We start from the raw sequence: 12,693 nt of genomic DNA, 5'->3' as shown, positions 1-12,693 counted from the left end.
TTCTTGTTGCTCGCTTAGCTTGATTTCGCTTCAACCGGTTTTTGCTGCGCCGGAGCGTTATCGCTTGCTTTAGGCTGGGGTTGCGCTTTGGATTCAGCCGCTTTCGCTTTCTCGCCATCCTTTGCCTTCGCCGCTTTTTCGGCTGCTGCTTTGTCAGCGGCAGCCTTGTCCGCAGCGGCTTTATCGGCAGCCGCTTTATCCGCTTTCTGCTTGCTCTCATCAGCCGGTGCTACGGGCTGCGGCGCGGCGGCGGGCTGCGGAGCTGCGGCTGGCGGCGTGGCGGGCTGCATCGGCGTTCCCTGCAGCGCGCCGTTCAGCGCCTGCGCAAACTGATCCCAGCTGCAATAGCCGTTAGCATCGGCCGGGCAACCTTCCAGCTGAAGGGTAACGCGCTTCGGCGGATTTTTCAGGCTCAGCACGTCAGCGTCGCGCAGCTGCTCCGCAGTCTGATAAACGTATTCGATCTTCAATAAATCTTTATTGGTTTTGCCGTCATGCCAGCGCTCAAACACCACCTGTCCGCCGATCGGCGTATTTTCATACTGACCCGGAAGCTGATAAGGTTTTACCTGTAGTGCCGTCAGCAGCGAAGCGATATTCGAATCATGTCCCACCATCAGCGTCACTTTCGGCGCGTTAGCTTTATCCTGATCGATTAACTGACTGCGAATATAATCTACCAGCGGAGCGGCAACTTCACGCGCGACATCGGGAGTCGTGAAAAGCACGTTCTGATAGCCATTTTTGATCGCTGACAGCTCCTGCCACTGCTCCGGGGTTTTGATCTGGCCCCAGGCAACCTGCTCCAGCGGGAAGCCCTGATAATACTGCAGCGTAAAGGCATCCATTAACGAATTGCCCGCCTTCAGAGGGCCGCTGACATTCGGCTCTTTGCCATTTTCCGCAGTGAAATTGTTCTGACCGTTGCTGAGATCGCACTGCTTTTTGTTATTGCAGGCAGGCGCGGTTTTATAATCGACAATTTTTTCCAGACGCTGGAAAGCGGGCTTTAACGCCAGCTTTTCATTGGCTGCGGTCATCGCCGCCAGCGCTTTTTTGTTGAACTCGTCGCTGGCGTCGGTGATCACCGGATTGAAAATCGGATCCATGGTGCCCATCGCATCCTGATGGGTAACGGTGATATCACAGCCCGGAAACGCGCCATTGATAAAAAACTGGGCTGTGGCGACGGTACGTTGCAGGCTGTTGGCGTAGACGAAAACGTTGCTGGCATCAGGGCAGCTGCCGTTCTGCACCAGTCCTTGCTGGGCCAGCCACTGACGCGTGTAGTCGCCCATATAGACTTCCAGCACGCCGCCTTTGGTGGTGAGCTGACCACCTGGCACATCCCACTGCGGCCAACTCTTTTTCGTCGACTGCTCCAGCACGCTGCCGTTGTCAGCGAGCGGCGCGCGCAAGTTGTGACGGCTAAACAGCAGAACCTGCTGTAGTTGCATATCACCCTCAGCCGCCTGCGCGGAGACGCCGGACGTGAATGCCGCAATTACCGACAATGCGCAAAGACTCAGTTTCTTGATCATTGTGCCTATTCCATTAATTCATTAGAGAAACATTCTGGCTTTCAACCGATTAGCTCGCCTCCGAGCGGATTGACGCACAGTGTAACCCAGCTCGCCTCGGAAAAGCGCCAGATGTTTGCAAAAACTGTTACAGGACTATAGCAAAGATGCTGCCAGCCGGCTGAGCGTCATTAGCAGATTGAAAAGCGACAAAATGTTTTTCGGAATTGCTGCCAGAGAAAAGCGTCGGGCGGAAAAGAAAAAGGCCAGCACGCTGTGCTGGCCCTGAAATCTGTGGCGGAGGAGGAGAGATTCGAACTCTCGGATGGTTTCCCATCGGCGGTTTTCAAGACCGCTGCCTTAAGCCACTCGGCCACCCCTCCGTATGCTGGCAATGCCAGTTGTCGCTGTCGGGTTTTACCCATACAGCAGGCAAATATTTTTCATTTGCCGCTTTCTTATCTCAGGCAAGATAAGAAATGGCGGAGGAGGAGAGATTCGAACTCTCGGATGGTTTCCCATCGGCGGTTTTCAAGACCGCTGCCTTAAGCCGCTCGGCCACCCCTCCGCAATGACGCGCACTATAAACATCCCCCCGAAAGATGTAAAGCCTGTCACGCTTCATTTGCCTGAAAAACAGCCAAAAAGTCGCTTTTCGTCGTCTTAATCGCCATTCCGTTTAGATAAACAGCAGCTTATCACGTAAAGAAGGGTAAAACGGCTTCCCCCGCCTGCTGGCGCTTCGTATGCTCAGCGCAGAATTGTGTTCTGATAACAGGAGCGCTTTATGGACAGAATTATTAGTTCTTCACGTCAACAATCGCTGCTCAGCACCCATAAGGTGTTGCGCAATACCTATTTTCTGCTTGGCCTGACGCTGGCGTTTTCCGCTGTCACCGCCACCGCCAGCACTATGCTTGCCCTGCCCGCGCCGGGTTTGATTTTGATGCTGGTGGGTTTTTACGGACTGATGTTTCTGACCTATCGTCTGGCTAACAGTCCGGCGGGCATTCTGGCGGCGTTCGCCTTTACCGGTTTCCTGGGTTACTGCCTGGGGCCAATCCTTGCTTCGTTCCTTTCTGCCGGCATGGGTGATGTGATTGCGCTGGCGCTTGGCGGCACGGCGCTGGTGTTTTTTTGCTGCTCAGCCTATGTATTAACCACCCGGCGCGACATGTCGTTCCTTGGCGGCATGATGATGGCGGGCTTCGTTGTGTTGCTGGTGGCAGTGATTGCTAACCTGTTCCTGCAATTGCCGGCGCTGCATCTGGCGATCAGCGCGCTGTTTATCCTGTTTTCCGCCGGGGCGATTCTGTGGGAAACCAGCAACATTATTCACGGCGGTGAAACCAACTATATCCGCGCCACCGTCAGCCTCTACGTCTCGCTGTACAATATTTTTGTCAGCCTGCTGAGCCTGCTTGGATTTGCCCGTAATGATTGATGCGCTCTCAGCGTAAAGGTAAATAACCTTTTCCAACCCCGCTTCGGCGGGGTTTTGCTTTTTCTGGCCCGCGATTTTGTTAAAATGCGCGCAGGTTTATCTGTGAGGTAATAACGTGAATTTTGCTGGCAAAGAGATCGCGGTGGACGCGGAAGGCTATTTAAAACATCGTGAAGAGTGGAGCGAAGCGCTCGCCACGCATCTTGCCGAACAGGAAGGCATCGTAATGAGCGAGGCGCACTGGGAAGTGGTGCGCTTTGTCCGCGCCTTCTATCTTGAATTCAATACCTCGCCGGCGATTCGTATGCTGGTCAAAGCGATGGCGCAAAAATATGGCGAGGAGAAAGGCAACAGTCGTTATCTGTTCCGGCTGTTTCCCGAAGGTCCGGCCAAACAGGCAACGAAAATTGCCGGGCTGCCGAAGCCTGCAAAATGCCTCTGACTCAGCGGGTGGAAAAACCGCGCGGCGCATCAGCAGGCTGATGGGGTTCTACTAATACTTTGTCAACACGCGCGCTGCTCGGTCCGCCCGCTTTTAACCACGCGATTAAAGCATCAACCTGATCCTGTTCTCCGCACGCCAGCACTTCCACACTGCCGTCATGCAGGTTGCGCGCATACCCTTGCAGGCCGAGCGTTTTGGCCTGTGACTGCGTACTGTAGCGAAAACCCACGCCCTGAACGCTGCCGTGCACCCAGACTTTCATACAGATTTGTGCCATCGTTCTCTCCTTTACCTTGCTCGTTGCATTTTTCAGGTAACCGCCGGACAATGGCGCCTCTTTTTTTCAGGTAAGCATAGCAAAATATGACCGCTCGATTGATTCTCGCTAAGGGACGTGAAAAGTCCCTGCTTCGTCGCCATCCCTGGGTCTTTTCCGGCGCCGTGGCACGCATGGAAGGCAAAGCCCAGCTGGGCGAAACCGTAGACGTTTGCGACAGCAACGGAAAATGGCTGGCACGCGCCGCTTACTCCCCGCAGTCGCAAATTCGCGCACGCGTCTGGAGCTGGCAACAGGATGAATCGATCGATATCGCCTTTTTTATCCGTCGTTTTGAACAGGCGCAGCAATGGCGCAACTGGCTGGCGCAACAGGATGGCCTCGATAGCTATCGTCTGATTGCTGGCGAATCGGATGGCCTGCCCGGCGTCACTATCGATCGCTTCGGTGATTTTCTGGTATTGCAGCTGCTCTCAGCCGGTGCGGAATATCAGCGTCCGGCAATCCTGACCGCGCTGCAGCACTGTTTTCCCGACTGCGCCATTTACGACCGTTCTGACGTTGCCGTACGTAAAAAGGAAGGCCTTGAGCTGACGCAAGGTCCGGTGAGCGGCGAGCTGCCTCCTGCGTTGCTGCCGATTACCGAACACGGCATGAAGCTGCTGGTGAATATTCAGAGCGGCCATAAAACCGGCTACTACCTGGACCAGCGCGACAGCCGCCTGGCGACGCGTCGCTATGCGCAGGATGCCCGTGTACTGAACTGCTTCTCGTATACCGGCGGCTTCGCGGTTTCTGCGCTGATGGGTGGCTGCCGTGAAGTGATCAGCGTGGATACTTCACAGGATGCGCTCGACGTGGCGCGCCAGAACGTGGCGCTGAATGGTCTGGATGTGTCGCGCGCGCAGTTTATTCGTGATGATGTGTTTAAACTCCTGCGCAACTATCGCGACAGCGGCGAAAAATTTGATCTTATCATCATGGATCCACCCAAATTTGTGGAAAATAAAAACCAGCTGGCCGGTGCCTGTCGCGGTTATAAAGATATTAATATGCTGGCGATGCAGCTGTTGAATCCGGGCGGCATTCTGCTGACCTTCTCCTGTTCCGGCCTGATGGCGACCGATCTTTTTCAAAAAATTGTTGCCGATGCCGCAGTCGACGCTGGTCGTGATGTACAATTTATAGAGCAGTTCCGTCAGGCGGCCGACCATCCTGTCATTGCCAGCTATCCGGAAGGGTTGTATTTAAAAGGCTTCGCCTGTCGCGTGCTGTGACTTGAAAACACTCGCCTTGCCCTTATATGTGGGACAAGGCAGTTCTTTTCGGAGGTCACTATGATTGCCAGTAAATTTGGAATTGGTCAGCAGGTAAGACATAAGCTTTCTGGCGTGCTCGGCGTAATAATTGACGTGGATCCTGAATATTCACTTGATACGCCGAAGCTGGAAGAGGTCGGCGGTACTGAAGCGCTGCGCGCAGCGCCCTGGTATCACGTCGTTATGGAAGATGAAGAAGGCGAGCCGGTTCATACCTACGTTGCAGAGGTTCAGCTGTCAGGAGAAAGCAGTAAAGAACATCCTGAACAACCCTCTATGGACGAGCTCGCCGCATCAATCCGCCAGCAGCTACAGGCTCCGCGCCTGCGCCACTAAGGTCCTCTTTGCGCTATCCGCAGCTACTTGCTCAGGCAGCCGGTTTCGTTAACCCCAGACGCGGTATTTCCATCTTAGGGCAGCGATCCATGATGACCGTCATGCCCGCATCCTGGGCCAGTACCGCGGCCTGCTCATTTACCACGCCCATCTGCAGCCAGAGGGTTTTCGCCCCGATGGCAATCGCCTCCTGCGCCACACCCCAGGCCGCTTCGGCGTTGCGAAACACATCCACCATATCCACCTTCCCCGGCACCTCAGCCAGACTGCCGTAAGCGGTTTGTCCCAGCAAGGTTTTGCCTGCCAGTTTTGGACTCACCGGCACTACCTCGTACCCCTGATCGAGCAGATATTTCATCACGTAATAGCTGGGGCGTTCAGGCCGATCGCTGGCGCCTACCAGCGCAATGCGTTTAGTTGAGGTCAGTACATCGCGAATCGTTTGGTCGTTCATCATTTTCTCCTTCTGTCGCTTGCATCAGTGTAGATGGGCAGAGATGGCGGCGCGAAATTCCCGATAAGGAAAAGTTTGCGCTGCCGCACGAATAAATATGTTTAAATGTAAATAAGCTGCCATAATGTAAGAATTTGATACATTAACATTTACTTTGCGCCCTCATCACGGGAGATGAAATGAAGCTGTCACTGGCTGCTACGGGTTTACTGGCTTTACTCGTCACAGCATCCTGCCATGCGATTACCCTGAAACTGGATCCGGATATTGATCTGTTGGTGCTGGATGGCCGAAAAATATCTGGCTCGCTGTTAAAAGGCGCTGACAGCCTTGAACTGGATCGTGGAGAGCATCAGTTTTTGTTCCGGGTAGAAAAAACGCGGCTGAATCAGCTTCAGGGTACGGCAGGTTATCATTCCGCGCCGCTGATTGTGACGTTTAACGCAGAGGCAAAATCGATCAGCATTCGTCTGCCCTCATTGGAAAATCGTCGGGAACGCCAGCATTTCGATCGCGAATATGGCTTTCAGCTGGTGGATGAACAGGGAAAAGAAATTCACAGCAAGCGCGATCGTCTGCATGCCGACGCGCCTGGTGATTATGAAAAAGCGATGCACGCCTATAACCGCAACGGTAACGTCGCTTCTGTACCGCGCTTCGCAGAAAATATTTCCGCCGCTCCCGCGACTCGCTTGACAGCCGATCTCGCCTGGTCAGCCAACAGCGACATGCCGTCGCTGCAAATCTGGTTTCACCGTTTTGATGAAGCGACGCGCCAGCGTTTTCTTGCCTGGGTGAAAACGTTACGCACAAGTTGATACAAAGGAAACGGCAAGGGTAAACTCGTCCGCATACCCATCATAAAAACACATTACTCAGGACGCAGTTATGGATCAAATCACCCGTACCCTTGGCGAACAAAAGCATATTGCTTTGGTGGCGCACGACCACTGCAAAGCCGCACTGCTTGAGTGGGTCAGCCTTAACAAGACAGCGCTCAGCGCCCATGTGCTTTATGCAACCGGCACGACCGGCAATCTTATCAATCGCAGCACCGGCCTGGATGTTAAAGCGATGCTGAGCGGCCCGATGGGCGGCGATCAGCAGGTCGGCGCACTGATCGCTGAAAGCAAGATTGATGTGCTGATCTTTTTCTGGGATCCCCTGAATGCCGTTCCCCACGATCCTGACGTAAAAGCCCTGCTGCGCCTGGCCACCGTCTGGAATATTCCGGTTGCCACCAATCGCTCAACCGCCGACTTTATTATCCATTCGCCGATGTTTGCCCAAGCGCTGGATATTCAGATCCCTGATTACCAACACTACCTCGCTGAACGGCTGAAATAACAGCCACGTCAGGCTTTACGAAGCGATGGCACGCCCAGATCGCGAAAATGGTCGACAAAGCGTGAGGGTTGCTCGCGATCGTAGAGCAGCCAGACCTGCTGGCGCGCACGCGTCAGCGCAACGTAAGCCAGACGCCGCTCTTCGGCATCTTCGAAATCCTCCGGCTGCGGCAGTAACCCCTGCTCAATAATGGATTCGCGCGCCTCAGCCGGAAACCCCTCTTTGCCCTGCTGTAGTCCCAGCAAAATCACAAAATCGGCCTGCTGCCCTTTGCTGGCGTGAATGGTCATAAAATCCAGCCGCAGCTTCGGCCATTTGGTTTTGGCTTTTTCCAGAATTTCCGGCCGCAGATGGTGATAACGGGCCAACAGCAGCACACGCTCATCAGGTTTGACATAGCCGCTGAGCTTATTCAGCAGCGGCTTAAGCTGATCCTGGGGCAACAGCGCAATCGCCTTTTTCGTGCCTTTGGTCAGGCTGTTGAGCGGTTTGGCTAACTGATGGGGATTTTGCTGAATGAAGTTATTGGCGATCTCACCGATGCGATCGTTGAAACGGTAGGTAGTGTCCAGCACGCAGCGGTTGCCCTCGCCAAAGTAGTGATGAAAAGCAGTGGTTAAACTCATCTCCGCACCGCTGAAGCGATAAATGGCCTGCCAGTCATCCCCCACGGCAAACAGCGCCGTCTGTTTATTTTGCTTACGCAGCGCAGTGAGCAATGCCGCACGCTGGGGTGAGATATCCTGAAACTCATCAACCAGAATCTGCTTCCACGGGCTGATAAAGCGGCCCTTTTCGAGAATATTGATCGCCTGGTGAATCAGGCCGGAAAAATCCACCGCCCCTTCTTCTTTCAATGCGCTTTTCCAGGCCTTCAACAGCGGCGCCATCAACCGGATACGCTTACTGAAGCGATCGCGGATCGCTTCCGGCGCCTCGGCTATCATCGCCGCCTGGGCGCCACCGTGCATACGCATCAGCCCGACCCAGCGTTCAAGACGGCTCGCCAGCCGTTGCGACAGCGCATTATCCTGCCAGAAATGGCCTTCGGGCACCTCCCACTCAAGCTCATCGCGTAGCCATTGACGCCAGCCGTTGGCCTGCGCTTTTTTCTCGTTGCACTGCTGACGCCAGGTCTCGATAAGCAGCGTACGCCGCGCCTGTGGATCGCTTTCCAGCTTGCTGACGTTGGGCTGCTTGTTGCTCCCTTCGCGGATAATATGCAGCGCCAGCGAATGAAAAGTGCGCGCCTGTATCGCGCTTTCGCTCAGCCTTGACCGGATACGCTCATTCATCTCTTCCGCCGCCTGGCGACCAAAAGCCAGCAGCAATATCTGCTCCGGCGCCGCCAGCTTACGCGTCATCAGCCAGCCCGCCCGCGCCACCAGCACCGAGGTTTTGCCGCTGCCCGCTCCGGCCAGCACCAGAAGCGCATCTTCGCCATTTACTACTGCCTCGCTTTGCGCGCGATTAAGCGGCGTAGATTCCACGCTGGCGAAAAAATCGTGATATTGCGTCAGCATGGTCGCGGTCCAGTCGCGGTTGCGCTGACTCAGCGCGGCTTCGCCCTGCTCCAGCCAGTGCTGGCAATAGCGCCATTGCGTACGACAGTTATCGAACTCGTTCAGTCGCGCCAGCGGCAAAGGCAGAGCGTCAAACTGCTGATGGATAGACTCCGTGATGGCGTTAAGCTCGCTGCGTTTCAGCCAGCGATCCTGCTGTTCGAAGGCGTGGATACGCGCCTGTAACGCATTCAATACCTCGCAGCAGACCTCGCTCATCTCCTGGCTCCACTGTTGCCAGGCCTGCTGCAGATAGTGATAAAAACGTTGGGTCTCCTGCCACTCAGTACCATGCAGGCGCACCACTTTCTTTTCAGGCAGCATGAACTCCAGCTCGCCCCAAACCAGCCCGCGCTTGCAGGCTATGCCCAGCAGCTGGTTAAAGGGAATCAGATATTCATGTTTGTCTCCGCTGACCTCCACGCCAGCGGCCAGCAGACGTACGCGATGATAAGGATGTTGAGCGAGACGTTTGCCCATTGATGTTGCTTTGAGTTCCATGCACGAGAGCCGTCACTGAGGAAGAAAGAATTAAGGGCAGTTTACCTGTCAGACCCTTGGCGCTCCAGCCTTAAAACAGGCTACACTTGGCGACACATCTTGCGGAATGCAAAAGGAAAAGGTTTCTATGCGCACGGTCTTAAATATTCTTAACTTTGTTCTCGGCGGCTTTTTTACCACGCTCAGCTGGCTGTTCGCCACGCTGGTGAGCATCGTCCTGATTTTTACCCTGCCGCTGACCCGATCCTGTTGGGAAATCACAAAACTTTCGCTGCTTCCTTTTGGCAACGAAGCGGTTCATGTGGACCTGCTGCGCCCGGAGAGTAAAAGTCACGTTATGAATACCGGCGGCACGCTGCTGAACATTTTCTGGCTGATTCTGTTCGGCTGGTGGCTCTGCCTGGCGCATATCACTACCGGCATTGTTCAATGCCTGTCGATCATCGGCATTCCGACAGGGATCGCCAACTTCAAAATCGCAGCGATTGCGCTCTGGCCGGTGGGTCGCCGCGTAGTCTCCGTAGAGGAAGCGCGCGCGGCACGCGAAGCGAATGTCCGCCGCCCTTATTGAGGCGCAGTTATGATGAGTCAAGCGTTGCCGGGCTGGCGTCGTTATCTGTTTAACAGCACATGGCGCTATCTGCTGCGTATTTTCATCGCGCTGGCGGGCTGCGCGGCCGTGCCCTGGTGGCTGCAACAGATCAACTGGACAATTCCGCTGACGCTGGGCGTTGTCGCCGCCGCGCTGGCCGATCTCGACGATCGCTGGACCGGACGTTTGCGCAATCTGGTCATTACGTTGATCTGCTTTTGCATCGCTTCGGTCTCGGTGGAGCTGCTGTTTCCTCATCCGCTGTGGTTTATCATCGGCCTTGCGCTCTCTACCTGGGGCTTTATTCTGCTCGGCGCGCTGGGTCAGCGCTACGCCACTATTGCTTTCGGCGCGCTGCTGATCGCCGTCTACACCATGTTGGGCATCGGTCTGTTCAGCCAGTGGTATATGCAGCCGGTGCTGCTGCTGGTCGGGGCGCTTTGGTATAATCTGCTGACGCTGGCCGGGCACTTTATCTTTCCCGTGCGCCCGGTTCAGGAGCAGCTTGCCGGCAGCTTTTCTCAGCTGGCGCGCTACCTTGAAGCGAAAGCGAATCTGTTCGATCCCGATGCGGAAAAGCAGGATGATGCGGCCCTGATCGAGACGGCGATGGTCAACAGCCAGCTGGTGGCGCAGCTGAATCTCACCAAAACCACGATACAAAGCCGACTGCGCGGCGATCGCGGTTCACGCAGCACCCGACGCAGCCTGCATTACTATTTTGTGGCGCAGGATATTCATGAACGCGCCAGCTCTTCGCATCTGCAATATCAGCAGTTACGTGATGACTGGCGTTACAATGAAGTGCTGTTTCGCTTTCAGCGCCTGCTGAATTCGCAGGCGCGCGCCTGTCGACAGCTGGCGCAATCTATTTTGCTGCGCGAGCCCTGGCAACATGACGCGCGCTTCGAGCGTGCGTTTATGCATCTGCAAACCGCGCTGGAACGTCTGCAGCAAAGCGCGCCAGAGGAAGCCAATATCCGCGCGCTTTTTTGGCTGCTGCGCAATTTGCGCGCCATCGATGCTCAGCTGGCGTCCCTTGAATCGGAACAGACGCTGGCCGATCCGGCCAATCAGAGCGATATCGACCTCTCCCGCGAAGGCCTCAGCGGCTGGAGCGATATCCGGCTGCGTCTCAGCCGTCATCTTTCGCCCGCCTCACCCCTGTTTCGCCATGCCGTGCGTATGACGACGGTGCTCTGTATTGGTTACGCCTTTATTCAGATAACCGGGCTTGAGCGCGGCTACTGGATCCTGCTCACCAGTCTGTTTGTCTGTCAGCCGAACTATAACGCCACGCGACGTCGTCTGGCGCTGCGCATCATCGGCACCCTGGCCGGGATCGCCATTGGCCTGCCGGTGCTCTGGCTGGTGCCTTCTGCGGAAGGCCAGCTGATTCTTATCGTCTTAAGCGGTGTGCTGTTTTTCGCTTTTCGTCAGGTGCAGTATGCCCAGGCCACGCTGTTTATTACCCTGCTGGTACTGCTCTGCTTCAATCTGCTGGGCGAAGGCTTTGAGGTGGCGTTGCCGCGCATTATCGACACCCTGCTCGGCTGCGCGCTCGCCTGGCTGGCGGTGGCATTTATCTGGCCCGACTGGCGCTTTCGTCGCCTGTCGGCGGTGGCTGACCGGGCGCTGACGGCAAACTGCCGCTATCTGGATGCGATTCTTGAGCAGTATCATCAGGGCAAAGATAACCGTCTCGCCTACCGTATCGCCCGGCGCGATGCGCATAATGCCGATGCCGAACTCGCCTCTGTGGTTTCCAATATGAGCGGCGAAGCGCGCACAAAGCAGGGACTGCGTGAATCCGCCTTCCGTTTACTCTGTCTTAACCACTCTTTTCTCAGCTATATCTCAGCGCTGGGCGCTCATCGGGAGAAGTTAACCCAGCAGGAGCTGTTGGCCTTGCTGGACGATGTGGTTTGCTATGTCGAAGATGTGTTGCAGGTGAATGTCGTCAGCGATGAGCAGGCCGAAAAGATGCGGCAAGCGCTGGCAAGCCGCATCAGTCAGACCGAAGTGAATCCTGAAACCCGGGCACCGCTGGTTTTGCAGCAGACCGGGCTTCTGGTTGCGCTATTGCCGGAAGTGGCTCGCTTACGAAAAATACTGTCCATTACCTAAGGGTTAAGCGTATCGGGTAGCGCCTCCTGCCCGATCGCTTTCAGATACCATTCATTTAATTCCGTTTTTACCTCCTGTGGCAACGCGGCCTGATGCTGGCCGGATATTGCCCCTTGCAGCGCCAGCAGCGTTTTCAGTCCCAGATGTTTATTTAACGCTTTCAGCTTCAGCCAGCTTTGCTTGGCGCCAGCTTCGCGCAGATGCGCCGCGGTACAGATCCCGACCTGCCGCAACATCATCTCGATACGCAGGCTTAAGTTAGGTAAGTCCTTTAGCCGCTGCGAGATATTTTTCCTGTCATGATGGATACGCGCTTCCTGCAGCGAGGCCTGTGACAGCGTCAGCAAGCGATCAGGATTGCGCCAGAGCGTGTCATCCACTTTGTAATAATCAAGAATAACAGGTATGCCGCGCTTTCGGGAAACAAGGAGCGGTAAGGCGCGTTCTGCCGCATAGCCCCGTAACGCTTCGCTGGCGCGCAGATAGAGTTCGCCTTCATTTATCAGCGCAAAGACAACCTTTTCGACAGAAAGCGCATAACCGCCAAACTGCGTACGGGACTCAATGTTGCCCAGCGCGGCGAGCTGCTGCCTGGATTGTTCAATCACCTGGAGAGACTTCTTCATGCTATAACCTCCCTGTAGAGGAAACGTATTAATCCCCTGAAAATCATGCATTTAAAAGATAAAAAAAACGCGTTATGTGTTCAATGAATAAATACGATTCCCGCCGCTCTTGTTGTGAAAATGCGAGACGCTTTCCGAAAATG

Annotated in this window: 13 protein-coding genes and 2 tRNA genes; 8 read left to right on the top strand and 7 right to left on the bottom strand. The window is 55.2% G+C overall.

Annotated features, from left to right (window positions below):
- Positions 1 to 14: 14 nt before the first annotated feature.
- The 3 genes from agp to ABU178_RS07645 form a co-directional block, all read right to left on the bottom strand.
- On the bottom strand, positions 15 to 1,541 hold the full coding sequence (agp, locus tag ABU178_RS07655) for a bifunctional glucose-1-phosphatase/inositol phosphatase (RefSeq protein WP_397213515.1): 1,527 nt from the start codon (positions 1,539 to 1,541) through the stop codon (positions 15 to 17).
- Positions 1,542 to 1,815: 274 nt separating this feature from the next.
- A tRNA-Ser gene (locus ABU178_RS07650) sits at positions 1,816 to 1,903 on the bottom strand.
- A 97-nt stretch (positions 1,904 to 2,000) separates the two neighbouring features.
- A tRNA-Ser gene (locus ABU178_RS07645) sits at positions 2,001 to 2,088 on the bottom strand.
- Positions 2,089 to 2,307: 219 nt separating this feature from the next.
- Between ABU178_RS07645 and yccA the strand changes: the two genes are divergently transcribed.
- Both yccA and tusE read left to right on the top strand, forming a co-directional pair.
- Positions 2,308 to 2,964, top strand: coding sequence for an FtsH protease modulator YccA (gene yccA, locus ABU178_RS07640; RefSeq protein WP_397213514.1), 657 nt, complete (start codon positions 2,308 to 2,310; stop codon positions 2,962 to 2,964).
- A 115-nt stretch (positions 2,965 to 3,079) separates the two neighbouring features.
- Positions 3,080 to 3,406, top strand: a complete 327-nt coding sequence (gene tusE, locus ABU178_RS07635; RefSeq protein ID WP_397213513.1) for a sulfurtransferase TusE — start codon at positions 3,080 to 3,082, stop codon at positions 3,404 to 3,406.
- A gap of 1 nt (position 3,407) precedes the next feature.
- Here the strand turns inward: tusE and yccX are convergent, their stop codons facing one another.
- Positions 3,408 to 3,686: an acylphosphatase gene (yccX, locus tag ABU178_RS07630; RefSeq protein WP_397213511.1), complete on the bottom strand. Its 279-nt coding sequence runs from the start codon at positions 3,684 to 3,686 to the stop codon at positions 3,408 to 3,410.
- 86 nt (positions 3,687 to 3,772) lie between these two features.
- Between yccX and rlmI the strand changes: the two genes are divergently transcribed.
- Together rlmI and hspQ are read left to right on the top strand one after the other, a co-directional pair.
- Positions 3,773 to 4,963 (top strand): 23S rRNA (cytosine(1962)-C(5))-methyltransferase RlmI, encoded by a 1,191-nt coding sequence (rlmI, locus tag ABU178_RS07625; RefSeq protein WP_397213508.1) that lies wholly within the window; start codon positions 3,773 to 3,775, stop codon positions 4,961 to 4,963.
- Between the two features lie 60 nt (positions 4,964 to 5,023).
- Positions 5,024 to 5,341, top strand: coding sequence for a heat shock protein HspQ (hspQ, locus tag ABU178_RS07620; RefSeq protein WP_397213505.1), 318 nt, complete (start codon positions 5,024 to 5,026; stop codon positions 5,339 to 5,341).
- 31 nt (positions 5,342 to 5,372) lie between these two features.
- Here hspQ and ABU178_RS07615 read toward each other — a convergent pair whose 3' ends face one another.
- Positions 5,373 to 5,795, bottom strand: a complete 423-nt coding sequence (locus ABU178_RS07615; protein ID WP_397213504.1) for a CoA-binding protein — start codon at positions 5,793 to 5,795, stop codon at positions 5,373 to 5,375.
- Positions 5,796 to 5,974: 179 nt separating this feature from the next.
- On the opposite strand from ABU178_RS07615, the gene ABU178_RS07610 reads away from it, so the two are divergent.
- Both ABU178_RS07610 and ABU178_RS07605 read left to right on the top strand, forming a co-directional pair.
- Positions 5,975 to 6,613: a DUF2057 family protein gene (locus tag ABU178_RS07610; RefSeq protein WP_397213501.1), complete on the top strand. Its 639-nt coding sequence runs from the start codon at positions 5,975 to 5,977 to the stop codon at positions 6,611 to 6,613.
- Between the two features lie 70 nt (positions 6,614 to 6,683).
- On the top strand, positions 6,684 to 7,142 hold the full coding sequence (locus ABU178_RS07605) for a methylglyoxal synthase (RefSeq protein WP_397213499.1): 459 nt from the start codon (positions 6,684 to 6,686) through the stop codon (positions 7,140 to 7,142).
- 8 nt (positions 7,143 to 7,150) lie between these two features.
- Here ABU178_RS07605 and helD read toward each other — a convergent pair whose 3' ends face one another.
- Positions 7,151 to 9,205, bottom strand: a complete 2,055-nt coding sequence (helD, locus tag ABU178_RS07600; RefSeq protein WP_397213497.1) for a DNA helicase IV — start codon at positions 9,203 to 9,205, stop codon at positions 7,151 to 7,153.
- Positions 9,206 to 9,332: 127 nt separating this feature from the next.
- Here helD and ABU178_RS07595 point away from each other — a divergent pair, with 127 nt between their 5' ends.
- Positions 9,333 to 9,776 carry a YccF domain-containing protein gene (locus tag ABU178_RS07595; protein ID WP_397213495.1) on the top strand — a complete coding sequence of 148 codons (444 nt, stop codon included), beginning with the start codon at positions 9,333 to 9,335 and terminating at the stop codon, positions 9,774 to 9,776.
- 9 nt (positions 9,777 to 9,785) lie between these two features.
- Entirely contained in the window at positions 9,786 to 11,924 is a 2,139-nt protein-coding gene (yccS, locus tag ABU178_RS07590; protein ID WP_397213492.1) for a YccS family putative transporter, read from the top strand.
- On the opposite strand, the gene ABU178_RS07585 is transcribed toward yccS, so the two are convergent.
- A complete protein-coding gene (locus tag ABU178_RS07585) occupies positions 11,921 to 12,550 on the bottom strand; it encodes a TfoX/Sxy family DNA transformation protein (protein ID WP_397213490.1) in 630 nt (209 codons plus the stop codon). The genes yccS and ABU178_RS07585 overlap by 4 nt on opposite strands.
- Positions 12,551 to 12,693: the final 143 nt, after the last annotated feature.

Origin of the sequence: Pantoea osteomyelitidis, from assembly GCF_044342975.1 — a bacterium.
Lineage (GTDB): Bacteria > Pseudomonadota > Gammaproteobacteria > Enterobacterales > Enterobacteriaceae > Pantoea > Pantoea osteomyelitidis.
This window is presented reverse-complemented; position numbering and strand designations above follow the sequence as displayed.